The sequence below is a fragment of the Enterobacter sp. QK-SA4 genome, assembly GCF_056856775.1.
Genome location: NZ_JBXFXH010000007.1, coordinates 1876099 through 1901529, shown reverse-complemented (window position 1 = coordinate 1901529; position 25431 = coordinate 1876099). Strand labels below are relative to the sequence as shown.

Here is a 25431-nt window from a genome sequence, read left to right as displayed (position 1 = left end):
AAGCCCCGCATTATGCGAGGCTTTATGTCTGAGATTGAAGTGCTAAGCGCTTCAGTCAGCAGCGGTTCGATCAGATAGCAGTTACGTTAACTGCAGCTGGGCCTTTCTGGCCGTCCTGAATTTCGAACTCAACGTTCTGGCCTTCAGCCAGAGTTTTGAAGCCGTTACCCTGGATTGCAGAGAAGTGTACGAACACGTCTTTGCTGCCGTCAGCAGGAGTAATGAAACCAAAACCTTTAGACTCGTTGAACCACTTAACTTGACCTTTAATCTTTGCCATTTTGCAAAATTCCTTAGAGTGTTTTCTTAGCCCGCAGGCATTAACTGAGATAAAACTGAGACATTACTGCATGAGGCACTAATATAAGGTTCGGCAGAGAAGCGGTATTCAACGACAACGTGTTTACTCAGGACTTCTTTACTGAAAATGCCACACATAAACAGAACTGTACCTCGTTTGACCCAAAACGTGTTATCACACACTATGTTTAATATGGCAAGCCATTTTTAAACATGTCTCGATCCGCCGCACAAATTCGAACAGTGCCTGTCAGGTTTTGCACAATTATGCGCATCACTTACAGACAGCTCTGCTGCGTAACAAAGACCCAGCGTTGCTTTCACAAGCGCTGTAATCTAAGACTTTTTTAACATAGCTCAATCATTACGAAGCGTCCAGCAAACGCGAAAAGAAATCTTACGTCCTGATTGAGTTAGAACAATTTGTGAAAACTTATGCTTAAATCATTGTAACGCGACCAAATTGTTTCAGAGAAAAAACACTGTTAATAACCCGCGCCGAACTGTATTAAAATGCACCAACTAATAAACAGTGTTATGCACCAAAATAATGAAATTTTTATGACTCTGCATCAAAAGAAGGCAAGCAAAACGTTTCGATAAAAATAAAACATTCCTGCACGCGTTTACATACAGAATATATGCACTACGTTATCGCTTCGCTTATAAGGATAAATACTCACCAACTTTCAGTACCCTGAAAGAATGATTAACTGGTGCTAAATTATCTAGCGCGTCAGTTAACTCCCGCACAGGTTCATCAAGGGCTTCATCTGCCAGTTCAAACACGCCCCAGTGAATGGGAAACGCCAGAGGACAACCCAGCTGCTGCCACAATGCCACCGCAGATTGCGGATCCATATGATGGACAGCCATGAACCATCGTGGGGCATAGGCACCTATTGGTAACGCGGCAGCATCGATATGGCCAAGGCGTTCAGGTATCAATAGCAGTTCAGGCGAATACCCCGTATCTCCGCTGAACCAGAAACGATGATGTCGACCTTCCATAACCCAGCCGCACCATAATGAGCGATTGCGGTTCCATGGCGTGCGCATACTCCAGTGCTGTGCCGGTACGGCGGTCAGCGTCATCCCCTGCCAGGTGAAGCTCTGCCACCAGTCGAGCTCAACCACGCGTTTTGCCCCCCGGCGGCGAAACCAGTCGGCCAGGCCCAGCGGAACAAAAAAACTGACCTCGGGGAAGCGCTTGAGAATACGGCGAATGGTCGCATCATCAAGATGATCGTAATGATTATGGGAGATGACGACCGCATCAAGCTGATTGAGTTGACAGACTGACAGCGCGGGAGGCGTTTTGCGCTGGGGTCCCAGGAAAGGGAGTGGAGAAGCGCGCTGTGAAAAAACCGAATCGGTAAGGATGATATTGCCGTCCAGCTGCAGCATTACGCTCGCGTGTCCCAGCCACCATACCCCATCTTCATGAGGTTGCGTAAGCTCAACCGGTTGCCACCACTGTTGGATAAAGTCTTCATAGCCCAGCGCGGGTGGCTTCGGTAAACCGGCCTCTTTACGCGCTTTGCGCCAACGGTCAAGATCGCCGGGTTGATGTCCGACAGGATCGGTATTACGAAAACCGTTCGGGGTGTGATGTTTCAGGGAGGGGTCATACCAGGGATTTTTCCAGACCACAGCCACCTCCCAGCATAAAAAGATTAACGCTCAGCCACCAGGCGGATAAAGTCGTCTTCGTCTTTGCTTTCTTCAGCGACCGCGTCTTTCGGCGCGTCTTTCTCTTCCGGTTCGTTAGCCTCACACAGACGGCGTAGCAGCGCATTCTGACGTTTTTGCTGATCGAGCAGCGCTTCCAGCAGTTCAATCTGCTCGTTAGTACGAGAGCTGGCGCGGTTCACAAAAAACCAAATGACCAGGCCCACAAGCAGAACAACCAAAGAAATCATCAGGGATGCCATATTCAGCAGCCCTGAATTCAGTAACTCACCCATTTCACCACCTCAATAAAAACGTCTATTTTACCACTGGCGCGAAGGAAGGAAATCACCTTGAGAAAAAATGCGTATTACCACGGAATAAACTTATTGATTGCGCAAACGCCGCTAAAAAACTGTACATCCTGATCGCACATCACATTGATCGTCTGCGTCCATAACACCACGCACGCTATCAGCACGATAATCAGAATTACCCAGCGTATTTTTTTCACTCCACACTCCGTCTAAAAACCTGATGTAACGAGGTTAACACGCTTATCTTAAACAAGGACTAACTGTACCGCCATCGCACTTTTTTCAGAATCCTGCACTTGTTTCATCGTGTAAACCGTTTACGCTAGCTTTATGATAACAACGACAAAAGAGGTTAATGATGCGCTTCATTATTCGAACAATTATTGCACTGGCTATCGTCTGGATTGGCCTTCTGCTCACGGGTTATGGCGTGCTTGTGGGAAGCACCGAAAACGCAGCCGGGTTAGGGATTCAATGTAAATATTTAACGGCACAGGGCGTGAGCACTGCGCAATATTTGCATACTGACAGCGGGATCGTTGGCTTGACCAACTGTCCGGTCCTGCGAAAGACATCCGTCGTGATTGATAATGGCTAATCAGCCGGTGACATGACTAATATAAAAAACGCCGCAGCAGATGCGGCGTTTTTTTATGCGAGCATAGATTAAAACGGGTAGTCGTGATAACCCATTTGTTCAGAAATCTTACGTGCGGCAGTGTGCAGAATAGCCACATACTCATGCAGGCGCTCTTCGGAGAAGCGTAAGGTTGGGAAGGAGATACTTAAGCCCGCGATTACTACGCCAAAGCGGTCAAACACCGGAACGCCGATGCAGCGCAGCCCCTCTTCCTGCTCTTCGTTATCTTCGCCATACCCCTGCTCGCGTACGCGATCGAGCACCGTTAACAGCGCGTTTGTGCTGGTAACGGTTCGCGAGGTACTTTGCTTGTATTCCACGCCTTCGAGGATCTGTTTCACTTCCTCACGATCGCGCCAGGCCAGCAGAACCTTACCAATCGCGGTGCTGTAGAGCGGGTTGCGACGACCAATGCGCGAGTACATGCGCAAATTGTACATGGAGTCGATTTTATGGATGTAAACAATGCTGTCTTCATCCAGCGCACCGAGATGGATGGTCTCTTTGGTCAGGCGAGAGATTTCACGCATCTGGATATCAGCGCTGCGGATCAGGTCAACATTTTGCAGCGCACGAGCGCCCAGCTCAAACAGCTTAAGCGTCAGAGAGTATTTTTCAGATTCGCCTTCCTGGGCAACGTAGCCCAGCGACTTCATGGTTTGTAAAAAGCGATATACGGTGCTTTTAGACATCATCACGCGCTGCGACAACTCTGTAATACCTATTTCACGCTCTTCCCCCAGCGCCTGTAAGATGCCAAACACCTTCAGCACGGAAGAAACAGAATCTGGCTGTTTATCCAAATCCGCAATAGCCATTTACCACCTCATAGAGAGTGTTTTATAAAAATCAGAACCGGTTTTTATTATAAGTTCCCGTCATGTCACCTGCAATCAATCCGCGTTTACTTCGTTACAAATCTGCGACATATCGCGGCTGTAACAATGCTAAAATAGTTATCCTGAGAATAATTTCACGCTGAGCTTTTTTAATCCTAATGGAAAAGACCCTTTCCGATGGCCTGCCTTTACCCCAGCGGTATGGCGCTATAGCGACCATCATTATCGGTATCTCAATGGCCGTCCTTGACGGCGCAATCGCGAACGTTGCTCTGCCAACCATCGCCAGCGACCTGCATGCCTCTCCCGCCAGTTCGATATGGATCGTTAACGCATATCAGATTGCGATTGTGGTTTCCCTGCTCTCGTTCTCTTTCCTGGGCGATATGTTCGGTTACCGTCGGGTGTATCAGTGCGGTCTGGTGGTTTTCACCTTCACGTCCTTGCTATGCGCCCTTTCAGATTCGCTGCATACCCTGACGCTTGCCCGCATCGCGCAGGGTTTTGGCGGCGCGGCGCTCATGAGCGTAAACACGGCGTTGATCCGCTTAATTTATCCCCAGCGTCATCTGGGGCGCGGCATGGGGATAAACTCGTTTATTGTCGCTGTCTCTTCCGCCGCCGGGCCAACTATTGCGGCGGCGATCCTTTCCGTTGCGTCATGGCAATGGCTGTTTGCTATTAACGTGCCGCTGGGCATTGTCGCTATATTCTTTGCCCTGCGCTTTCTTCCCGCTAACGGCCCTAAAAGCACCATGCCGCGCTTTGATGTGGCGAGTGCGGTGATGAATGCCCTGACCTTTGGCCTGCTGATTACGGCGCTGAGCGGCTTTGCGCAGGGACAGTCTCTGATGCTTACCGGCGCGGAGCTCATTGCCCTGCTGGCGATCGGCTTCTTCTTTGTTCGCCGTCAGCTCACTCTCCCCGTGCCTTTACTGCCGGTCGATCTGCTGCGTATTCCCCTTTTTTCCCTCTCCATTTGCACGTCTGTCTGCTCGTTCTGCGCCCAAATGCTGGCTCTGGTATCTTTGCCCTTCTTTCTGCAGAGCGTGGTCGGCCGTTCAGAAGTGGAGACCGGCCTGCTGTTAACCCCCTGGCCGCTGGCGACCATGGTGATGGCGCCGCTGGCAGGTTACTTAATTGAACGCGTCCATGCCGGTTTACTGGGAGCATTGGGGCTTGCGGTGATGGCGACAGGCCTTTTCGCGCTGGCTCTGCTACCGTCATCGCCAACCGATCTGGACATCATCTGGCGCATGATCCTGTGCGGCGCTGGGTTTGGCCTGTTCCAGTCCCCTAACAATCACACCATCATCACTTCCGCGCCGCGCCATCGCAGCGGTGGTGCCAGCGGCATGCTGGGGACCGCGCGCCTTCTGGGACAAAGCAGCGGCGCAGCGCTGGTCGCCCTGATGTTTAACCTCGCCGGGCAAAACGGCAACCATGTTGCGCTTCTCACCGCGGGAGCCCTTGCCTCGCTCGCGGCGGTCGTCAGCGGACTGCGCGTGACCCAGCCCAGGGTTCAGGCATAAAAAAAGCCGGGCGGAGTGTTCTCCTGCCCGGCTTATTAGAGTTCTTAGCGTTACTTCAGATATTCCCCACTGCGCAGCGCTTCGATACGTTTATCCAGCGGCGGGTGAGACATAAACAGCTCGCTCAGCGATTTGGATTTACCGTTAATGCAGAAGGCCATCATGCTGTTCGCTTCCTGCGGCTCGTAGCTTGTTTTCAGACGCTGCAGCGCGGCAATCATCTTCTCACGACCAACCAGCTTCGCCGAGCCGGCATCCGCGTGGAATTCACGGTGGCGGGAGAACCACATGGTGATGATGCTGGCCAGAATACCGAATACCAGTTCCAGAACCATCGAAACGGCGAAGTAGATCAGCGGGTTGCCGTTGCTCTCTTCACCTTCATCACGGTTTCCGCCCATAAAACCTGCCGCGATCTGCGCCAGAATACGGGAGATGAAGATCACGAAGGTGTTCACCACGCCCTGAATCAGGGTCATGGTCACCATGTCACCGTTGGCGATATGGCTGATTTCGTGGGCAATAACCGCTTCGGCTTCGTCACGGCTCATGTTCTGCAGCAATCCGGTGCTGACGGCAACCAGTGACGCATCGCGACGGGCGCCCGTGGCGAAAGCGTTGATGTCCGGGGCATGGTAAATCGCCACCTGCGGCATGGCGATCCCGGCCTGACGGGATTGCTGAGCCACCGTGTTCATCAGCCACTGTTCCATATCGTTACGCGGCTGTTCAATAACCTCACCACCCACCGATTTCAGTGCCATCCACTTCGACATCAGCAGGGAGATGAACGAGCCACCAAAACCAAACAGCAGCGCCATAATCAACAGACCCTGAACGCTGCTCGACTGAATTCCTGTCAGGCTTAGCACGAGCCCGAAAACCACCATGACCGCCAGGTTGGTGAGCAGGAAGAGCGCGATTCGCATCATAATTTTCTTTTTACCTCAGTTTAACAAAACGCACTATGCGATTACCCACATCGTATGGGTATTGCGGCTATTTTCAAGCATCCGGCGGGCGTAAGTCACCAGAAAGACACAACTTTACACAATTGGAAATCTGACTGACGGAAGGATGCAGAACAAAAAGAAACAGGCACAATTTCTTGTGCCTGTTGGGAGGTTATTTTGCCGGAGCGGGCTGTACGGCTGGTTTCTCTTTTTCCTGATTCGCCAGGTCTAGAGCGATATGCACCGTCTCGTCCAGATACGGATCCGGCTCCTGGTAATCTTTTGGCAGATCGTCCAGTTTCTTGAGCAGAGGCTTGCCTTCGCGCTTGAAGCGATCGTTGATACGCGCCAGGCGGGTTGCATCATCCTCGTTGTTCTCTTTCTCACGCTGCGCATAGTTCAGAGAAACGATATTCCGCTTATCTTTCAGGGCATTGAATCGTGCAATGTCCTTCATGATGTACTGGAACTCCGGATCTTTCGCGATGCGGTCGTTATGCGCTTTCAGCAGTTCTGGGCCAAATTGCGTCATATCACCCGCTTTCACGTAGGTCGCGGCATTGATGCTGTCCCACGGCAAAGCGTTATCTTCAAACTTCTCGCCGGTTTCCGTCTCTTCCGTGCCTGTCGGCATCATGATGTCCGGCGTTACGCCCTTACGCTGCGTACTGCCGCCGTTCACGCGGTAGAATTTCTGAATGGTGTACTGAACCGAGCCCAGCGCAGGCCATTCCGGACGCAGCATCTGATCGTAAATACGATTCAGAGAGCGATACTGCTGAACGGTACCTTTCCCGAAGGTTGGCTCACCGACGATCAGCGCGCGGCCATAGTCCTGCATTGCAGCGGCAAAGATTTCAGACGCCGAAGCACTGAAACGGTCAACCAGGACCACCAGCGGGCCTTTGTAGTAGACCACACCGTCGTTGTCGGCATCTTCACGCACTTTACCGTTGTTATCGCGCACCTGAACCACCGGGCCAGATGGAATGAACAGACCGGAGAGTGAAACCGCTTCTGTCAGCGCCCCGCCGCCGTTACTGCGCAGGTCGATGATAATGCTGCTGACGTTCTGCTTCTCAAGCTTCTGCAGCTGAACTTTCACATCGTCAGTCAGCCCTACGTAGAAGCCAGGAATATCCAGGACACCGACCTTCTCTTTACCCACGGTTTTCACCGACATTTTCACCGCGCGGTCTTCCAGACGGATACGCTCGCGGGTCAGGGTAACGATACGGGTTTTAGTGCCTTTACCGGCAGGCAGAATTTCCAGACGAACCTTGCTGCCTTTCGGACCTTTGATCAGCGCAACCACGTCATCGAGACGCCAGCCGATCACGTCGACCATGTTCTGGCCTGTTTGTCCTACACCCACAATGCGATCGCCTACGCTAATCGCTTTGCTTTTGGACGCCGGGCCACCCGCGACCATGGAATTGATCACCGTGTAATCATCGTCCATCTGCAGCACCGCGCCGATACCTTCCAGAGACAGGCTCATCTCGGTATTGAACTGTTCGGTGTTGCGTGGAGAGAGATAGTTGGTGTGCGGATCAATTTCGTGCGCAAAGGCGGTCATCGCGAGTGAGAAAACATCCTCACTGTTGGTCTGCGCCAGACGACGAATGGCAAATTTGTAACGACGCGTCAGCGTGTCACGGATCTCTTTTTCGTCTTTGCCGGTCAGCTTAAGGCTCAGTTCGTCGTATTTAACTTTACCGTCCCACAGCGCATTCAACTCGGCTTCATCTTTCGGCCAGGGTGCTTTACTGCGATCCAGGTTAAAGGTGTCAGTGCCGGTGAAGTCCATCGGACGTTCCAGCACTTTCAGCGCGTACTGATAGCGTTCAAAGCGGCGCTTTTGCGACAGGTTGTAGAGATCGTAAAACAGATCCAGCTTGCCTGAACGCAACTCATCACCCACCTCGGATTTGCGCTTAGCGAACTGCTCGACATCGCTGGCGAGCAAAACGTTATGGCTGTAATCCAGCAAGTTCAGATAGCGGTCAAAGATTTTGGCCGAAAAGGCCTGATCGAGATCGAACTGACGATAGTGCGAGCGGGTAAAACGTGAGGTCACGCGCTCGCTCACCGTCGCATGTTGCGTCTCTTCCTTGAGTACCGGAATTTGATCAACACGCGTGATATCGTCCACTGCAAAAGCGTGACCTGTTATGGCAAACAGGCCCACCAGCGCGGTGAGCTTAAAAAAAGTGTTCATGCCAGGCTTGGCCTCCGTTTCAGAACAACAAGTGTTCTGCGCGTACAATCATTGACATACCAGAAGTCAGCTGTACACGAACGCCATCTTTGGTGATTTCCAGTACGGTGGCGTCCATAGCATTGTTACCCGCTTTTACCTTCAGTGCCTGACCTACGCTCAGGGCGTTAATGTCAGAAACCGGCGTATGGCGCGGCTCTTCACGAGGGGCACGCGGGGCTTTTGCTGCTGGTTTGTCTGCACGCGGTTTGCGATCGTTATTATCGTGACGGCGCGGCGCAGGGCGTGGTTTACGCTCACGACGAGGCGCTTCTTCCTGGCCGTTTGCCGCTGCGGCTTCGCGTTTTTTCGCCTGCTGTTCTGCACGTTGTGCCTGAACGCGTGCTTTGGCTTCTTCAAGCTGCTTGCGCGCGTGCTCAACGTGCTGCTCGTCCAGCTCACCGCAAGGGTTGCCGTCGAGGTCCACGCGGGTCGCGCCTGGTTTGATACCGTACAGGTAACGCCAGCTCGAAGTATAAAGACGTAAGGCGGAACGCAGCTGAGTTTTGCTGAGGTTCATTTCCCCTTCAACACGCGCCACCAGATCCTGAAAAATACCGACTTTCAGGGGACGAGCTTCACCTTCCGCGCTGAAGCACTGCGGGAAACGCTCGGCCAGAAATGCGATAACTTCTTTACTGCTATTCAACTTAGGTTGATTTTCCATGAAATTTCCTGATTACAACGGACGTTGCCAACAAGCGCAGGCATGAACAGGCGTCATTATAATGACGCTATCAGTAAATGCTACGTTATCCGTTGATTATCCTGCGACGCTCGCAAAGAATTTTTGATAATCGGTTGCAGCGAGTACGTTTTCCAGATTCGCCACCAGCTCGCGTAGCCCCTGTTCGTCCTCGGTTGTAAAGCGACTGAAGACCGTACTGTCGATATCCAGAACGCCAATAATCTGATTTTTTACCACCAGCGGCAGAACGATTTCAGAATTACTGGCAGCATCACAGGCAATATGCCCGTCAAACGCATGAACATCTTCCACACGCTGGACCTGATTTTCGGCCACCGCCGTGCCGCATACGCCACGCCCTACCGGAATACGCACGCAGGCCAGTTTGCCCTGGAACGGGCCGAGCACCAGCGTTTCACCTTCCAGGAGGTAAAAGCCGGCCCAGTTCACGTCAGAGAGACGTTCAAACAGCAATGCGCTAGTATTTGCCAGAGTAGCTAAGAAGCTGGTCTCACCCGCCATCAATGCCTTAAAATCGCGGTTCAGATCCGCGTAGAATTCTGTTTTGTTCATTATTCAATCACTTAGTTGTCTTACAAATTTACCGCATAGCCTATTAAAATAAGCATTAAATGCGCTCATGCTCAAGATGAATCCGTTCATGAGTTATTATAACTTTCAACAATACTTATTTGTGCGCAGCTGATGGCCTTAAAAACAACCAAAATTACGCCGACAAGAAAGATAACTGTCCATACGGTAAGCGAAGCTTTGCCACGTGCACATTATCAGCGTTGCCCCCAGTGCGATACGCTTTTTATGTTGCCGAAGATGAAATCGCACCAAAGTGCCTTTTGTCCCCGCTGCGACGCCAAAATTCGCGATGGCCGCGACTGGTCGCTCACCCGCCTCGCCGCCATGGCCGTCACCATGCTGCTACTGATGCCCTTCGCCTGGAGCGAACCGCTGCTGAAACTCTACCTGCTTGGCGTGCGCATTGACGCCAACGTGCTGCAGGGTATCTGGCAGATGACCCGTCAGGGGGATCCCATCACCGCTGCCATGGTGCTGTTCTGCACCGTTGGCGCGCCGCTGGTGCTGGTCGCCGCCATTGCCTATCTGTGGTTTGGCAATATTCTCGGTATGAACCTTCGCCCGGTGCTGCTGATGCTGGATAAGCTCAAAGAGTGGGTGATGCTGGATATTTATCTGGTGGGCGTGGGCGTTGCGTCGATAAAGGTACAGGACTACGCCTTTTTGCAGCCCGGCATCGGACTCTTTGCTTTCATCAGCCTGGTATTGCTGAGCATACTGACGCTTATCCACCTGAACGTTGAACAGCTCTGGGAGCGATTTTACCCTCAGCGCCCCGCCACGCGTCCTGATGAAAATCTGCGCGTCTGTCTGGGATGTCACTATACCGGCTTGCCCGACGCGCGTGGTCGCTGCCCGCGGTGCCACATTCCGTTGAGGCTGCGGCGCAACAACAGCCTGCAAAAATGCTGGGCCGCGCTGATCGCTTCCCTGGTGTTTCTGATCCCAGCCAACATGCTGCCGATTTCCATCATTTACGTGAATGGCGGGCGTCAGGAGGATACTATCCTCTCCGGGATTATCTCCCTTGCGCACAGCAACGTCGGGGTGGCGGCGATCGTCTTTATTGCCAGTATCCTGGTTCCCTTTACCAAAGTGGTGGTGATGTTTACCCTGCTCATCAGCATTCACTTTAAATGTGAACAAGGCTTACGGACCCGCATTCTGCTGCTGCGGTTCGTCACCTGGATTGGCCGCTGGTCAATGTTAGATCTGTTCGTGATATCGCTGATGATGTCGCTCATCAATCGCGACCAGCTACTTGCTTTTACAATGGGACCCGCGGCTTTTTATTTCGGCTCTGCGGTGATATTGACTATTCTTGCTGTGGAATGGCTGGATAGCCGCTTACTTTGGGATGCACATGAGTCAGGAAACCCCCGCTTCGCCGACTGAAGCGAGAATTAAAACAAAACGCCGCATTTCGCCATTCTGGTTGCTGCCCGTCATCGCCCTGATGATTGCTGGCTGGCTTATCTGGACGAGCTATGAAGATCGCGGGAGTACCGTCACCATTGATTTCCAGACCGCCGACGGCATCGTCGCCGGGCGAACGCCCGTTCGCTTCCAGGGGGTTGAAGTGGGTACGGTTCAGGATATCTCCCTTGGAAAAGGGCTGAACAAGATTCAGGTGCGGGTCAGTATTAAATCTGACATGCAGGATGCCCTGCGCAGCGAAACGCAGTTCTGGCTGGTGACGCCAAAAGCGTCTCTGGCCGGCGTGTCAGGGCTGGATGCGCTCGTGGGCGGTAACTATATTGGCATGATGCCGGGTAAAGGTGAGCCGCAGGATCACTTTGTTGCCCTGGATACACAGCCCAAGTACCGCCTCAACAACGGCGATTTAATGATCCATCTGCAGGCGCCGGATCTCGGTTCTCTGAACAGCGGTTCGCTGGTCTATTTCCGCAAAATCCCGGTTGGCCGCGTGTACGATTACGCGATCAACCCGAATAAACAGGGCGTCACCATAGACGTGCTGATCGAGCGTCGTTTCACCAATCTGGTGAAAAAAGGCAGCCGCTTCTGGAACGTCTCCGGCGTGGATGCGGACGTCAGCCTGAGCGGTGCGAAAGTGAAGCTGGAAAGTCTGGCCGCGCTGGTGAATGGTGCCATTGCCTTTGACTCCCCGGAAAACTCAAGCCCCGCCACCGCGGATGACTCATTTGGATTGTACGCTGACCTGGCGCACAGCCAGCGCGGCGTGCTCGTTAAACTCGCCCTGCCCGATGCTAAGGGGCTAAAAGCGGGTTCGACGCCGCTGATGTATCAGGGGTTGCAGGTTGGTCAGCTCACCAAAATGACGCTCAACCCGGGCGGCTCGGTCACCGGCGAAATGACTGTCGACCCGAGCGTGGTCGATCTCCTGCGCGAGAAAACGCGTATCGAAATGCGCAGTCCAAAGCTCTCTCTGAACGATGCCAGCCTCAGCACGCTGTTGACCGGCAATACGTTTGAGCTCATCCCCGGCGAAGGTGAACCCAGCAATAGCTTCGTGATTGCCCCGGCGGATAAATCCCTGCTGCAAAAGCCGGGCGTAGTGACCGTCACCCTGAATGCGCCAGAAAGTTACGGAATCGAAGCCGGTCAGCCGTTAATTTTACACGGCGTGCAGGTCGGTCAGGTGCTGGAGCGTAAGCTCTCCGCGAATGGCGTGACCTTCTCGGTCGCCATCGATCCGCAGTACAGCGACCTGGTGCACGGTGACAGCAAATTCGTGGTGAACAGTCGCGTCGATGTGAAGGTGGGACTGGACGGCGTGGAGTTCCTCGGCGCCAGCGCCAGCGAATGGGTTAACGGCGGCATCCGCATTCTGCCCGGCGATAAAGGCCCCGTTCGCGACAGCTATCCGCTGTATGCCAACCTGGAGAAAGCGGTTGAAAACAGCCTGAGCGATCTCCCTACCACCACGCTGACGCTAAGCGCCGAGACGCTGCCGGACGTACAGGCGGGCTCCGTGGTGCTCTACCGCAAGTTTGAGGTCGGGGAAGTTATCACCGTTCGCCCGCGTGCGGATGCGTTTGATATCGAACTGCATATCAAGCCGGAGTACCGCAAGCTGCTGACGCCAAACAGCGTCTTCTGGGCCGAAGGCGGCGCGAAAGTTCAGCTTAACGGTAACGGGCTGACCGTGCAGGCCTCCCCGCTCTCACGCGCGCTGCGCGGAGCGATTAGCTTCGATAATCTCAGCGGCGCGGGCGCGAATCTGCGCAAAGGCGATAAGCGTATTCTCTTCCCGTCCGAAACCGCCGCACGCGCCGTGGGTGGACAGATTACCCTGCACGCGTTCGATGCCGGCAAGCTGGCGGAAGGCATGCCAATTCGCTATCTCGGCATTGATATCGGGCAGATCCAGAAGCTGACGCTGATTACCTCGCGCAACGAGGTGCAGGCCACCGCCGTGCTGTACCCGGAATATGTGCAGACCTTCGCCCGCACGGGTTCGCGCTTCTCGGTGGTCACGCCGCAGATCTCGGCCGCGGGCGTTGAGCATCTCGACACCATCCTGCAGCCGTACATCAACGTTGAGCCGGGCCAGGGCAATGCCCGTCGTGATTTCGAGCTGCAGGAAGCCACGATCACCGACTCGCGCTACCTTGGCGGCCTGAGCATCGTGGTGGAAGTACCGGAAGCGGGCTCGCTGAGCATCGGCACCCCGGTACTGTTCCGCGGCATTGAAGTGGGTACGGTCACGGGCCTGACGCTCGGTACGCTCTCCGACCGCGTAATGGTGGCGTTACGCATCAGCGAGCGTTACCAGCACCTGGTCCGTAATAACTCGGTATTTTGGCTGGCGTCCGGCTATTCGCTGGACTTTGGCCTGACGGGAGGCGTGGTGAAAACCGGCACCTTCAACCAGTTCATTCGCGGCGGTATCGCGTTTGCCACGCCGCCGGGCACGCCGCTGGCGCCAAAAGCGCAGCCGGGTAAACACTTCCTGCTGCTCGAAAGCGAACCGAAAGAGTGGCGTGAATGGGGAACCGCCCTGCCGCGTTAATCTGACAGGCTCCGGTGTCAACGCACCGGAGCCTTTATGTTACACTGCGCACCTGAACTTTTCCCTGTGGTGTGCCCGTGGCTCAAAACTCCGTATTTCTTCCTGAACAATTCCTGGCGCAGATGCGCGAGGTGCTTCCCTCTCACCTGTCGTTAGACGATTTTATCGCCGCCTGCCAGCGTCCGTTACGCCGAAGTATTCGCGTCAACACGCTGAAAATCAGCGTCGAGGATTTTCTGGCGCTGGTCTCGCCGTACGGCTGGCAGCTTACGCCGGTCCCGTGGTGCGCCGAGGGTTTCTGGATCGAACGCGATGACGAAGCCTCGCTGCCGCTGGGCAGTACCGCTGAACATCTGAGCGGTCTGTTCTATATTCAGGAAGCCAGCTCGATGCTGCCGGTGGCCGCCCTGTTCGCCGATGGCAATGCGCCTGAACGCGTGATGGATGTTGCCGCAGCGCCCGGCTCAAAAACCACGCAAATTGCCGCCCGGATGGGTAACCACGGGGCGATACTCGCCAACGAGTTTTCCGCCAGCCGCGTGAAGGTGCTGCATGCCAACATCAGCCGCTGCGGTATTCATAATGTTGCCCTGACGCACTTTGACGGACGCGTGTTTGGCGCCGCCTTACCGGAAGCCTTCGATGCCATTCTGCTGGACGCCCCCTGCTCCGGCGAAGGAGTGGTGCGTAAAGATCCCGATGCGTTAAAAAACTGGTCCGTGGAAAGCAACCTTGAGATCGCCGCCACGCAGCGCGAGCTGATCGAGAGCGCATTTCACGCGTTGCGCCCCGGCGGCACGCTGGTCTATTCAACTTGCACCTTAAACCGCGATGAAAACGAAGACGTCTGCCTGTGGCTGAAAGCGAACTACCCGGATGCCGTGGAGTTTCTGCCGCTTAACGATCTGTTCGCCTCGGCACAGGAGGCGGTCACGCCGGAGGGTTTCCTCCACGTGTTCCCGCAGATTTACGACTGCGAAGGGTTCTTTGTGGCGCGTCTGCGTAAAACGCAGGCGGTTGCTCCCCTGCCCGCGCCTAAATTTAAGGTCGGCAACTTCCCGTTTGCTCCCCTTAAAGGTCGCGATGCAGCACAGCTTGAAGCCGCCGCCAAAAAGGTTGGGCTGGTCTGGGATGAGAGTCTGCACCCCTGGATGCGTGATAAAGAGATATGGCTGTTCCCGGCACAGATCGAGCCGCTCATCGGAAAGGTCCGTTTTTCGCGAATCGGGATCCGCCTGGCGGAAGTGCATAACAAAGGCTATCGCTGGCAGCATGAGGCCGTTATCGCCCTTGCCGGATGCGGGAATACCTTTGCCCTGACGCATCAGGAAGCCGAAGAGTGGTACCGTGGCCGCGATGTCTATCCGGACAGCACGCCGTCAGGCGATGAAGTGATCGTAACGTATCAGGGATATCCGCTGGGGCTGGCAAAAAAAGTCGGCTCAAGGCTGAAAAACAGCTATCCGCGCGAGCTGGTTCGGGATGGCCGTCTGTTTACCGGTAACGATCGCACAGCCTGAAAAAAAGCGCATTTTTTTACTGGCGATTTTGCTCTCCTTGTCTACGATCAAAAATGGGTGATCGCACTGGTCATACCAGATTTTGACAACCGACCCGGAGAGCACTATGACGAAAACCAGCGTGCGTATTGGCGCTTTTGAGATCGACGACGCAGAGCTGCGCGGCGAAGCACAAGGCGATCGAACGTTAAGTATTCCCTGCAAATCCGACCCGGATTTGTGCATGCAGCTCGATGCATGGGATGCAGACACCAGCGTCCCGGCAATACTTGATGGCGAACATTCTGTCCTTTACCGTGAGCATTACGATAGTAAAACCGATGCCTGGGTCATGCGTCTTGCCTGACCTAAAGAGAACCCGCCCGAAGGCGGGTTATTTATTACTGCAGCTGCGCCAGCGTGAAGTAACCGTCGAACACAGCCCCCGTATCAATGTAGTGAAGATTATTAAAATCGTATCTTCTGTCGAGGGGCGTATGCCCAAACCAGAAATGATCCGCGCCGCTGATGCCCTCTCCTTTGCCCACCATAAATCCCATCAGCCTGTCGCGGTTCCATAAGACGCGCTGGGCGCTAACCGGTTTTTGCCAACAGTATTCCGCGGCCGGATAATCCGCATGGGCAATCACATTCAGACCGTTCGCACAGGTTATCTCGATGATATGCGGTAAATCGCGACAGGCGTCGAGCAACGACAGGGCAAGCTGTTGCTGGTCGCGTTCAAGATGCGAAAACCATATTCCACCATTCATCGTCCAGAGAGAAAAATCGTTATTATCCAGACTGTCAAGAGCCATTTGCTCATGGTTTCCACGCACGGCACGAAACCATTTTTCATGAATTAACTGCAGGCATTTAACGCTATCAGGGCCACGATCGATCACATCCCCGACTGAAATAAGTAAATCCTCATATGGGTTAAAATGACGGCGTTTAAGCTCATCCATAAGCCACTGGTAACAACCGTGTATATCGCTGACAACCCAGACGTGACGCCACATCCCACCTTCAATTCGCTGATACATAGGACCTCCTTTAAACAGTATAGCCGCCGCAGAAAAGGCAACAGACAGGCGCGGTCATCACGAAGTCAAACAAACGGTAAACCAAACAGAAATAAAGATCCTCGCGCTATTAATCCCTTTTTATTGGCTCTTTAGAATAAGGGTATAAAAAAAGAGGGTCTTCACGTGTCTAATACGCACCTGCATAACGATGTTTTTTATCCGCATCGCACAAATATTATTTCCGAGCTGGTGAACGGCAAACGCGTGCCGGGTCCGATCTGGCGCAAACGCGAATATCGTCTGAAGTTCCTTTTACGCTCGCTTCTGTTCTGGTCCTCCACCCATCGCATGCTGGACGCCCTTTCGGGTCGCGACGATTTCGACAGGCTGCTGGCCTCTCAAATTACGTTGCCCAGCAAGACCCACCGACAATATCTGATGCGCGGCCTGACGGCTAACGATCGCGCCGACGCTATCGTCAACCATTACTACTGGATTGATAGCCTGAAAGAGAACGGCCTCGCTCAGGCCCTGACGAGCCAGCAGGAGCAAACCGTTGTGCAGTTCGATGCTAAAGACGGCGTAACCTATACGGTCAATGCTTCCTCTGCGGGAAAAGCCGAGCGCGAAGGAGAAAGCACGCTGTGGCTACACGACAACGAGGATACGCTGCTGGCCAGCCTGACCTTTAGCGTCGCGCGCAGCAACGGTCAACAAGTCATGGTCATTGGCGGGCTTCAGGGGCCCCGTCGCTGCGTATCGCGAGACGTCATTAAACAGGCCACCCGCGCCTGTCACGGCCTGTTCCCTAAGCGCGTGTTGATGGAAGTTCTTTTTCAGCTGGCTGCGCAGTCATCTGTCCGGGCGATTTTTGCCGTCAGCGACGAGGGGCACGTTTTCCGCGCGTTGCGATATCGCCTGAGCAAAGGCCGCCATTTCCACGCCAGCTATGATGAATTTTGGGCATCTCTGGACGGTAAAAAGCTTTCGGCCTTCTGCTGGCAGCTGCCGCTGCAAATGGAGCGTAAATCTCTTGAAGAGATTGCCAGTAAAAAACGTGCCGAATACCGCCGTCGCTTTGAGCTGCTTGATGAAATAGAGGCATCCGTTAAGTCCCGCTTTTAACGATGGCTCTTGCTTTATCCGACTGCACACGAAAATTTAACAAAACAGACAAAAAGGGCTGGACTTCGGCATGCTGTGTTGTGTTATGTTTTAGCAGGACGTACAGGATGTACGCACTGTATGAGAAAGATTGCGTTGGGATTACGCGTTTACTTTCATACAGATAAAAAGAGACCGAATACGATTCCTGTATTCGGTCCAGGGAAATGGCTCTTGGGAGAGAGCCGTGCGCTAAAAGTTGGCATTAATGCAGGCTAAGTCGCCTTGCCTTTTAAGAATAGATGACGACGCCAGGTTTTCCAGTCCACAGCTAAAGCGGTCGGAAAAAAAGCGCCAGAGCATCATTAAATGTGAAAAACCGCAGTGCTTTCGCAAGCATCTGCGGTTTTTTATTGGAAACCCGAACGTTAGCAGAGCTTGTCGGCGCGCTCGATAAACGGTGCCAGACTCATTTTTTGTCCCGGATGCGACGGGTCATCGATTTGAATAATGCTAATCGGCTGGCCGCTGCTCTTGCCGCTGGCTACCTGCTGCTCTGCGGTATCATTCAGGGGGTATTGCACCAGCGTGCTCGGATTGATGACATACAGCGCATGGCCTGGACGGCAGGTCAGCATCACTTCTTCGCGATTGAACGCCCATTTGTCCTTACCCACTTCGAAACGGCTCACGGTGATGACCTGCGGTGCGGCAAACGCGCTCCCTGTACAGGCCAGCAATATGAGAGAAAGTACTGTCTTTTTCATATGATATTTAACCTTGTCAGAAGGTTTCCCAGGTGGCGAACAGACTGACCGTTGCCAGCACCAGCGCTCCCAGCACCACTTCTGCCTGTGTCATCCTGATAAAAATCTGTTGTGCTCGTCCGCTCTCCGGACGAAACCGTGGCACCAGAAAATACCGATTTGCCAGCGCAATTACCACCATCAATGCCACCAGCGCACATTTGAACAACAAAAACTGCACGTAGCCAGCCTGCCAGGGAATATCGAGGCCCAGTATCATGAGTGCATTTATTACCCCGGAGAGCAGCACGCCCGCAACGGCGTAATGCCCCACGCGCGAGAAGCGCATCATGGTAAAGATGGCGGCATTCTGCCAGCGCCCTTTCGCCAGTCGCATGCAGAACAGCAGGGGCAGTAATCCGCCAAGCCAGGTGGCGGCACAGACCAGGTGAAAAGCATAATTAAGACGCTGCAGCGCCCCCATCGGACCGTCGTTCATCGCCGCGTGACCTACCCCAGCCAGCAGGATAAGCTGGCCCATTGCGAGCAGCAGCAGACGCGAACCTCTCAGCGGCGCGAGCCATGCGGCACTGACAGTTATCGCAGCGAGGATCATTTGCCACAGCCAGACGCCGCCAAACCGGGTTCCCATCACGCTGAACCAGACCTGTGGCGCAAACACATCTCCCCAGCCGTTGCCCATCAATCCACCCTGCAGCATAAACATCAGGACCGCAGCCGCCAGGCTCACTAGGGCCGCCACTTTCTGCTGCGACTGAAAACGCCGGGACAGCAGACGGTGGAGAGAGGAAGGCGCAAACCAGACGCTATAAAGCGCATTGCCAAACACCAGCATCAGCGCCCCGAAATGGATAAAGCGTAACCCGACATAACACAGCGCCAGCATGCTATTTCACGCTAAAGTGATAGCTGCCTTTGGTTTTATGGCCGTCTACGGAGACCACGTGCCAGTCCACCTGGTAAGTTCCCGCTGCCAGCGTTTGTTCCAGCGGCACGGTAAGCTGAGCTTTGTTCTTTTCGTCGCGCGTAACGGTTCCCGTTTTGATGACCTGATTTTGCGCATCCGTTACCACCACACCGCTAAAACCAGGTTCGATACCTTCCGAAAAATTCAGCGTAAGTGCCTGAGGTGCGGTCACCACGCTGTCTGCTGCCGGGACCTGCTGGTTAAGATGCGCATGTGCAAGCACGGAGGGCGTCATCATTGTCGAGGCCACAAAAACCAGTGCGCATACTGCGCGGGAAGCGGAGAAACCCATCCAATCATTCCTTTTTGTTATGTCTGTATGCTAAAGAATAACGCTGTATAATAAACGAGTCGAGGATCATCCTGCCTCCGCTTGTCATCATCGTGCAATCGCGGTAACGTTGCCGCCGCATAAAAAGGAGAAGGTAATGAAGATCAATCTGGCCGCCCTTCCGCAGGACGAGATGGATAAAGTGAATGTCGATCTCGCTGCCGCTGGCGTCGCGTTCAAAGAGCGTTACAACATGCCCATCGTGGCTGAAGTCGTGGAACGGGAACAGCCCGCCCATCTGCGCGACTGGTTCCGCGAAAGACTCATCGCCCACCGTCTTGCCTCGGTCAATCTCTCCCGTTTACCGTACGAGCCTAAAGTTAAATAAGCTTAACGAGTCGTTACACTTCCTTACGCGTAATCTGGCAGGATAAGAAAACCCTGATAAATATGGGTCTATTCTTAAATCTCTGCGACTCAGTGTATAAGGAAGTCACGATGTCACATTGGAATATAGCGGCAGCCCAGTATGGCGGGCTGCATCAGACCGTAGATGACCATGTTACGCACCACCTGCGCTTCATCGCCGAAGCAGCGCGGCAGCGGTGCGAGCTGCTGGTTTTCCCTGAACTCTCATTAACGGGCTCTGGCGCGCCGACGTTACCTCCTCCGCCCGATGACGCGCAGCTGGAGCCGCTGCTCAACGCGGCACATCTACACCAGATTACCGTTATTGCCGGGCTCCCCCTGGAACAGAATGGCCAGCGCCAGAAAGGCCTTGTGCTGTTTTCGCCCGCTCGCCATCGCATTTTGCGCTATCCTCAAGGGCGCGGAGCGAGCCTGGTGCCGGGGGATAGACACCTTAGCATCCTTGATGCACATCCCGATTCGCCCAATCTCGATCCCCGGGCAACGCTTGTTACCAGCTGCCAGTCGGTGGGGGATAATCGCTGGCGGCAGTCCATCAGTAACCTGCAGCGCTTCGCGCATAAATATGCCATTGCGGTGCTGATGGCGAACGCCTGCGGCGGCAGCGCGCTGTGGGATGAAAAAGGCCAGCTGGTCGTGCGCGCGGATAAGGGCGAGCTTCTGGTGACCGGCACGCTCGGCGGAGAGGGTTGGCAAGGCGATATCATTCCTTTAGGCTAGGCGTTTTAAGCTCAGGAGTTTTCAATGCTGCGCGTCATCGATACCGAAACTTGCGATCTTCAGGGCGGAATAGTGGAAGTGGCCTCTGTCGACGTGGTTGATGGTAAAATCGTCAACCCCATGAGCCATCTGGTGCGTCCCGATCGCCCCATCAGCCCCCAGGCGATGGCTATCCATCGCATTACCGAATCGATGGTGGCGGATAAGCCGTGGATCGAAGAGATCATCCCTCACTACTACGGTAGCCCGTGGTACGTCGCGCATAACGCCAGCTTTGACCGCCGGGTGTTGCCTGAAATGCCGGGGGAATGGATTTGCACCATGAAGCTGGCGCGTCGTCTGTGGCCGGGGATTAAATACAGCAATATGGCGCTGTACAAGTCACGCAAGCTCAGCGTTCGTACCCCTGAGGGGCTTCACCATCACCGCGCCCTGTATGACTGCTATATCACCGCCGCGCTGCTGATTGATATTATGAATATTTCTGGCTGGACGCCGGATGACATGGCGACGATCACCGGACGTCCCGCGCTGCTGACCACGTTTACCTTTGGTAAATATCGCGGGAAGCCGGTGTCCGAGGTGGCGGATAAAGACCCGGGCTATTTGCGCTGGCTGTATAACAACCTCGACAGAATGAGCCCGGAACTGCGCTTAACGCTGAAACATTATCTGGGCGACGCTTAACGCTCCGCACGGCCTGGCAGCGTTTCCTGCGCCAGGCCTATTAAAAAGGCATATTCCAGGGCAACGCCTTCGTACGATTTAAATCGCCCTGATTTCCCTCCGTGTCCGGAATCCATATCGGTACACAGCAGCAGCAGATTGTCATCGGTTTTCAGCTCCCGCAGCTTTGCCACCCATTTTGCCGGCTCCCAGTACTGCACCTGAGAATCATGCAAACCGGTGGTGACCAGCATGTGCGGGTAGGCTTTCGCCTCAACGTTATCGTACGGGCTGTACTCTTTCATATAGCGGTAGTACATCTCATCCTGCGGATTCCCCCACTCCTCAAACTCCCCGGTGGTAAGAGGAATGGATTCATCGAGCATGGTCGTGACCACATCGACAAACGGTACCTGTGCGACAATCCCCTTAAAACGGTCGGGACGCTGGTTGATCGCCGCCCCCATTAGCATGCCGCCCGCGCTGCCCCCCATCCCAAAGCAGAGCTGCGGAGCGCCGTAGCCCTGCTCAATCAGCGCATCGCAGACGTCGAGGTAGTCATTGAAGGTGTTTTTCTTTTTCAGGAATTTCCCGTCTTCATACCAGTTCTGGCCCAGCTCACCGCCGCCGCGAATATGGGCGATGGCGAAAACAAAGCCGCGATCGAGCAGGCTTAACCGGCTGCTGCTGAAATCGGCATCCATGCTTGAGCCATACGAGCCGTAGCCGTACACCAGGATCGGGTTTTTGCCTTTCTGGAAATGGCCTTTGTGATAGACCAGCGAGACCGGCACCTCCACACCATCACGGGCGGTGACCCACAGATGCTCGCTGCGGTAGTTTTCGGACTCAAAACCTTTTACCTCGGTCTGTTTAATCACCTGGCGCTGCCCGGTATCCATATCCAGCTCAAACAGGGTGTCCGGCGTGGTCATGGAGGAGTAGCCGTAGCGCAACCGCGACGATTCGGGTTCAGGGTTGAACCCAATCCACGTCACGTAGGCCGGGTCATCAAACGCAATCCCCACCACTTCCCGGGTTTTACGGTTGATTTGCCGGATACTGGTCAGCCCGCGCTGACGCTCTTCCACCACCAGCCAGTCGGTAAACAGGGTGAACCCTTCCAGCATCACCTGATCCCGCGCGGGGATAAGCACCTCCCACTTGCGCTCATCGCGCACTTTGGTTTTATAGAGACCAAAGTTTTTGCCCTCGCGATTGGAGCGCAGATAAAAGCTGTGCTGGAAGTGATCCAGGCTGTACTCGTGATCCTTACGGCGCGGCAGGAAACAGAGCGGCTGGGCATCGGGCAGTTCGGCATCCAGCAGCAGAACTTCCGACGTCGTCGCGCTGGCAAGGAAGATAATCACATAGTGGCGTGAGGAGGTTTTATGCAGGCTGACATAGAACGTTTCGTCTTTCTCTTCATAAACCAGCTCGTCGTCAGCGGAGTCTGTTCCCACGGTATGTCGCCACACCTGGTAAGGCAGCAGCGTCGACGCGTGCTTTTTGACGTAGTAGACCGTCTCGGAATCATTCGCCCAGACAAAATCCGGGGAGACATTTTCCAGCATTTCCGGATACCAGTTGCCGGTCTCCAGATTGCGAAACCGCAGGCCGTACTGGCGGCGGGAGAGATAATCCTCCGCCAGCGCCATCACCGCGTTGTCAGGGGAAATGGACATGCCGCCCAGGGTATAAAACTCGCTATGGGCGGCCCGCTGGTTGGCATCGAGCAGAATATCCCACTCATCCCATTCGGCGCTTAACACCGACTGACGCTGGTAGATGGGATACTCATTGCCGGGCTCGTAAATATGGCGATAGCGATAGCCGTTTTTGGTCCAGGGCGCGGAGATATCGCGCTGGGGAATACGCTGCACCATTTCTTTCAGCAGCTGGTCCTGAAGCGTCTGCTGGCTGGACATGACCTTGCGGCCATAGTCGTTTTCCTCGTGCAGGTAGTCGAGTACCTCTGGCCGGGAGCGAGAATCGTCCCGCAGCCAGTAATAGTTGTCTATACGCGTATCGCCATGCGTGGTGATCGCATAAGGAGTACGTCGGGCTTTCGGTGGCATGTCATCATTCTTTTAAGTTTTACACCCTATAAGGTTGGCAAAACCCACGCATGATGCAAGCGAAACAGCGTCGCGACGGCGACGGCTATCCCTGTAACGCCTGTTTTTGCTCCCGGATATCCCGCTCAATACCCTCGCGCACGTCCTGAGGGATCTTTAACGCATCGCCCAGAGCGTTAAGGTAGCTGCGCTCCATAAAGTGATCGATATCGATGGCGGCGCAGCTGAGGAAATAAAGCTCCAGCGCCTCTTCCTCATTTTTCACACTTTGCGCAAGACGCTGCGGCTCGAGCGGCTGTTCTATCGCCTGCGCCACCAGCACTCTTCCCTTCTCTTCAACACCGGCCTCGCGCAGCTGCTGCTCGATCGCCGATCGTTCCTTATCGTCAATATGCCCGTCGCTTTTCGCGGCAAAGACCAGCGCAAGAATGAGCCGTTCGGTACGCAGATCCAGCGGCGAGGTGTGCTCGCCGTAATGCGGTTCATCGCTGTGCGCGGTCCGTACCCTGTCCTTGTATTTATTCCACAGCACGGTGCCCGCGATGGCGCCGCCGCCGGCCAGCAGCGCGCCTGTACCATACTTTGCCAGCAGCTTGCGTGAGGATTTATTCGCGACCAGCAGGCCTGCCAGCCCGCCGAGCGCCCCGGGTACCAGCAGTTTGCTGAGGTCCCGTTCGCCAGACGATGTTTTCTGCCCTAACAGGGATTGCAATTGATTTAACCAGCCAGACATGGTTTCCCTCACTTAACGGTGAACATGTTCCACAGCGTAAGCGAGCGGGCGTCAGGAAATGTCTGGTCGGGCTAAAGAAGCGCAAATTTCTGCCCTCGCGTTTATCCCTGCGCAAGACAGACGCAAACGTTTTCGTTTATACTGCGCGCAACTTTTTCAGGGGGATTGTTATGATTCGTTTAGGAACTGCGCTGCGACCTGCGGCGACGCGAGTGATGCTGTTGGGATCGGGCGAGCTGGGAAAAGAGGTCGCCATTGAGTGCCAGCGTTTAGGTGTGGAAGTCATTGCCGTAGACCGTTACGCCGACGCACCCGCCATGCATGTCGCCCATCGTTCTTATGTGATTAACATGCTGGATGGCGATGCCCTTCGTGAGCTGATTACGCGCGAAAAACCCGATTTTGTCGTGCCGGAAATTGAGGCCATCGCCACCGATACGCTGATCGCCCTGGAGCAGGAAGGCCAGCGCGTAGTGCCCTGTGCGAAAGCCGCAAAGCTGACCATGAACCGCGAAGGCATTCGTCGCCTGGCGGCGGAAGAGCTGGGATTGCCCACCTCGAGCTACCGTTTTGCTGGCGATAAGGCCGCGTTCATGCAGGCCGTTGAGGAGATTGGCTACCCGTGCATCGTTAAGCCGGTGATGAGCTCCTCCGGAAAAGGGCAGAGCTTTATTCGCGACAGCGGCACCCTGGATAACGCGTGGGATTATGCCCAGCAGGGCGGCCGTGCCGGAGCCGGTCGCGTAATCGTCGAAGGCGTCGTGAAGTTTGATTTCGAAATCACCCTGCTGACCGTCAGCGCCGTTGACGGCGTCCATTTCTGCGACCCGATTGGCCACCGTCAGGAGGATGGCGATTACCGCGAATCCTGGCAGCCGCAGCAGATGAGCACCCTGGCGCTGGAGCGTGCTCAGGAGATCGCCCGTAAAACCGTCCTGGCGCTGGGCGGCTATGGCCTGTTCGGCGTGGAGCTGTTTGTGTGCGGTGATGAGGTGATTTTCAGCGAAGTCTCCCCTCGCCCGCATGACACCGGCATGGTCACGCTGATTTCGCAGGATCTCTCCGAGTTCGCCCTGCACGTGCGCGCGTTCCTCGGCCTGCCCGTCGGCGGTGTTCGTCAGTATGGCCCGGCCGCCTCGGCGGTGATCCTGCCGCAGTTAACCAGCCAGAACGTCACGTTTGATAACGTCGACGGGGCGGTGGGTGCAGGATTGCAGGTACGTCTGTTCGGCAAGCCGGAGATCGACGGAACCCGCCGTCTTGGCGTGGCATTAGCCACCGGGGATAACGTTGACGACGCCGTGGCGAGAGCGAAAGCGGCCGCTGCGAACGTCAAGGTTGCAGGATAAAAAAACGGGCCGTAAGGCCCGTTTTTCAT

General features: G+C 54.7%; 26 protein-coding genes and 1 pseudogene. 11 read left to right on the top strand and 16 right to left on the bottom strand.

The genetic code is table 11. The features are described from left to right. Positions 1 to 70: 70 nt before the first annotated feature. The 5 genes and pseudogenes from cspE to mgrB all read right to left on the bottom strand — a co-directional run bounded on the left by cspE (position 71) and on the right by mgrB (position 2485). Entirely contained in the window at positions 71 to 280 is a 210-nt protein-coding gene (cspE, locus tag AC1VYI_RS10630) for a transcription antiterminator/RNA stability regulator CspE (RefSeq protein WP_001062678.1), read from the bottom strand. A gap of 13 nt (positions 281 to 293) precedes the next feature. Continuing rightward, positions 294 to 438 (bottom strand): annotated as a pseudogene (locus AC1VYI_RS10625) (DUF2627 domain-containing protein). 525 nt (positions 439 to 963) lie between these two features. Further along, on the bottom strand, positions 964 to 1953 hold the full coding sequence (locus AC1VYI_RS10620; protein WP_134866070.1) for an MBL fold metallo-hydrolase: 990 nt from the start codon (positions 1951 to 1953) through the stop codon (positions 964 to 966). Positions 1954 to 1976: 23 nt separating this feature from the next. Further along, positions 1977 to 2267: a YebO family protein gene (locus AC1VYI_RS10615; RefSeq protein ID WP_023312206.1), complete on the bottom strand. Its 291-nt coding sequence runs from the start codon at positions 2265 to 2267 to the stop codon at positions 1977 to 1979. A gap of 74 nt (positions 2268 to 2341) precedes the next feature. Further along, positions 2342 to 2485, bottom strand: a complete 144-nt coding sequence (gene mgrB, locus AC1VYI_RS10610; RefSeq protein WP_006175995.1) for a PhoP/PhoQ regulatory lipoprotein MgrB — start codon at positions 2483 to 2485, stop codon at positions 2342 to 2344. Between the two features lie 161 nt (positions 2486 to 2646). On the opposite strand from mgrB, the gene AC1VYI_RS10605 reads away from it, so the two are divergent. Then, positions 2647 to 2886, top strand: coding sequence for a YobH family protein (locus AC1VYI_RS10605; RefSeq protein ID WP_023312207.1), 240 nt, complete (start codon positions 2647 to 2649; stop codon positions 2884 to 2886). Positions 2887 to 2954: 68 nt separating this feature from the next. Here AC1VYI_RS10605 and kdgR read toward each other — a convergent pair whose 3' ends face one another. After that, entirely contained in the window at positions 2955 to 3746 is a 792-nt protein-coding gene (gene kdgR, locus AC1VYI_RS10600) for a DNA-binding transcriptional regulator KdgR (RefSeq protein ID WP_134866069.1), read from the bottom strand. A gap of 179 nt (positions 3747 to 3925) precedes the next feature. On the opposite strand from kdgR, the gene AC1VYI_RS10595 reads away from it, so the two are divergent. Then, the gene (locus tag AC1VYI_RS10595; protein ID WP_059445104.1) at positions 3926 to 5299 is read left to right on the top strand and encodes an MFS transporter; all 1374 of its coding nucleotides are present in this window, start codon (positions 3926 to 3928) and stop codon (positions 5297 to 5299) included. A gap of 50 nt (positions 5300 to 5349) precedes the next feature. Here the strand turns inward: AC1VYI_RS10595 and htpX are convergent, their stop codons facing one another. The 4 genes from htpX to AC1VYI_RS10575 form a co-directional block, all read right to left on the bottom strand. Further along, entirely contained in the window at positions 5350 to 6231 is an 882-nt protein-coding gene (htpX, locus tag AC1VYI_RS10590) for a protease HtpX (RefSeq protein ID WP_014884290.1), read from the bottom strand. Between the two features lie 193 nt (positions 6232 to 6424). Further along, positions 6425 to 8473, bottom strand: coding sequence for a carboxy terminal-processing peptidase (gene prc, locus AC1VYI_RS10585; protein WP_134866068.1), 2049 nt, complete (start codon positions 8471 to 8473; stop codon positions 6425 to 6427). Positions 8474 to 8492: 19 nt separating this feature from the next. Next, positions 8493 to 9179 (bottom strand): RNA chaperone ProQ, encoded by a 687-nt coding sequence (gene proQ, locus AC1VYI_RS10580; RefSeq protein WP_014884292.1) that lies wholly within the window; start codon positions 9177 to 9179, stop codon positions 8493 to 8495. 96 nt (positions 9180 to 9275) lie between these two features. Beyond that, positions 9276 to 9773, bottom strand: a complete 498-nt coding sequence (locus AC1VYI_RS10575; protein WP_008500476.1) for a GAF domain-containing protein — start codon at positions 9771 to 9773, stop codon at positions 9276 to 9278. Positions 9774 to 9905: 132 nt separating this feature from the next. On the opposite strand from AC1VYI_RS10575, the gene yebS reads away from it, so the two are divergent. From yebS to AC1VYI_RS10555, 4 genes are all read left to right on the top strand, one after another. Further along, positions 9906 to 11189 (top strand): membrane integrity lipid transport subunit YebS, encoded by a 1284-nt coding sequence (yebS, locus tag AC1VYI_RS10570; RefSeq protein WP_023312213.1) that lies wholly within the window; start codon positions 9906 to 9908, stop codon positions 11187 to 11189. Next, positions 11158 to 13791, top strand: coding sequence for a PqiB family protein (locus AC1VYI_RS10565; protein WP_063408605.1), 2634 nt, complete (start codon positions 11158 to 11160; stop codon positions 13789 to 13791). Before yebS ends, AC1VYI_RS10565 begins: the two co-directional genes overlap by 32 nt. 77 nt (positions 13792 to 13868) lie before the next feature. Beyond that, the gene (rsmF, locus tag AC1VYI_RS10560) at positions 13869 to 15311 is read left to right on the top strand and encodes a 16S rRNA (cytosine(1407)-C(5))-methyltransferase RsmF (protein ID WP_134866067.1); all 1443 of its coding nucleotides are present in this window, start codon (positions 13869 to 13871) and stop codon (positions 15309 to 15311) included. Between the two features lie 106 nt (positions 15312 to 15417). After that, positions 15418 to 15657 carry a YebV family protein gene (locus tag AC1VYI_RS10555; RefSeq protein WP_008500472.1) on the top strand — a complete coding sequence of 80 codons (240 nt, stop codon included), beginning with the start codon at positions 15418 to 15420 and terminating at the stop codon, positions 15655 to 15657. Between the two features lie 34 nt (positions 15658 to 15691). Here AC1VYI_RS10555 and pphA read toward each other — a convergent pair whose 3' ends face one another. After that, positions 15692 to 16336 (bottom strand): protein-serine/threonine phosphatase, encoded by a 645-nt coding sequence (gene pphA / locus AC1VYI_RS10550; protein ID WP_047173214.1) that lies wholly within the window; start codon positions 16334 to 16336, stop codon positions 15692 to 15694. Between the two features lie 165 nt (positions 16337 to 16501). Here pphA and AC1VYI_RS10545 point away from each other — a divergent pair, with 165 nt between their 5' ends. Beyond that, the gene (locus AC1VYI_RS10545) at positions 16502 to 17443 is read left to right on the top strand and encodes a VirK/YbjX family protein (protein WP_226483961.1); all 942 of its coding nucleotides are present in this window, start codon (positions 16502 to 16504) and stop codon (positions 17441 to 17443) included. A 407-nt stretch (positions 17444 to 17850) separates the two neighbouring features. Here the strand turns inward: AC1VYI_RS10545 and AC1VYI_RS10540 are convergent, their stop codons facing one another. The 3 genes from AC1VYI_RS10540 to yobA are packed head-to-tail and all read right to left on the bottom strand — an operon-like array spanning position 17851 to position 19448. Then, positions 17851 to 18189: a YebY family protein gene (locus AC1VYI_RS10540; RefSeq protein WP_023312219.1), complete on the bottom strand. Its 339-nt coding sequence runs from the start codon at positions 18187 to 18189 to the stop codon at positions 17851 to 17853. A gap of 16 nt (positions 18190 to 18205) precedes the next feature. Then, positions 18206 to 19075, bottom strand: a complete 870-nt coding sequence (gene copD, locus AC1VYI_RS10535; protein WP_134866066.1) for a copper homeostasis membrane protein CopD — start codon at positions 19073 to 19075, stop codon at positions 18206 to 18208. A 1-nt stretch (position 19076) separates the two neighbouring features. Next, positions 19077 to 19448 carry a CopC domain-containing protein YobA gene (yobA, locus tag AC1VYI_RS10530; protein ID WP_045355979.1) on the bottom strand — a complete coding sequence of 124 codons (372 nt, stop codon included), beginning with the start codon at positions 19446 to 19448 and terminating at the stop codon, positions 19077 to 19079. 136 nt (positions 19449 to 19584) lie between these two features. Here yobA and AC1VYI_RS10525 point away from each other — a divergent pair, with 136 nt between their 5' ends. The 3 genes from AC1VYI_RS10525 (at position 19585) to exoX (ending at position 21263) form a co-directional block, all read left to right on the top strand. Beyond that, on the top strand, positions 19585 to 19815 hold the full coding sequence (locus AC1VYI_RS10525; protein WP_013096102.1) for a DNA polymerase III subunit theta: 231 nt from the start codon (positions 19585 to 19587) through the stop codon (positions 19813 to 19815). A 110-nt stretch (positions 19816 to 19925) separates the two neighbouring features. Further along, positions 19926 to 20576 (top strand): carbon-nitrogen hydrolase family protein, encoded by a 651-nt coding sequence (locus AC1VYI_RS10520; RefSeq protein ID WP_134866065.1) that lies wholly within the window; start codon positions 19926 to 19928, stop codon positions 20574 to 20576. A 24-nt stretch (positions 20577 to 20600) separates the two neighbouring features. After that, complete coding sequence (gene exoX, locus AC1VYI_RS10515; RefSeq protein ID WP_010432611.1) at positions 20601 to 21263, top strand: exodeoxyribonuclease X; 663 nt, start codon at positions 20601 to 20603, stop codon at positions 21261 to 21263. Here exoX and ptrB read toward each other — a convergent pair. Both ptrB and AC1VYI_RS10505 read right to left on the bottom strand, forming a co-directional pair. After that, entirely contained in the window at positions 21260 to 23320 is a 2061-nt protein-coding gene (ptrB, locus tag AC1VYI_RS10510; protein WP_226483971.1) for an oligopeptidase B, read from the bottom strand. The two genes, exoX and ptrB, sit on opposite strands and share 4 nt — an antisense overlap. 85 nt (positions 23321 to 23405) lie before the next feature. Beyond that, positions 23406 to 24053, bottom strand: a complete 648-nt coding sequence (locus AC1VYI_RS10505; RefSeq protein ID WP_023312225.1) for a tellurite resistance TerB family protein — start codon at positions 24051 to 24053, stop codon at positions 23406 to 23408. Positions 24054 to 24223: 170 nt separating this feature from the next. On the opposite strand from AC1VYI_RS10505, the gene purT reads away from it, so the two are divergent. Beyond that, positions 24224 to 25402 (top strand): formate-dependent phosphoribosylglycinamide formyltransferase, encoded by a 1179-nt coding sequence (purT, locus tag AC1VYI_RS10500; RefSeq protein WP_023312226.1) that lies wholly within the window; start codon positions 24224 to 24226, stop codon positions 25400 to 25402. Positions 25403 to 25431: the final 29 nt, after the last annotated feature.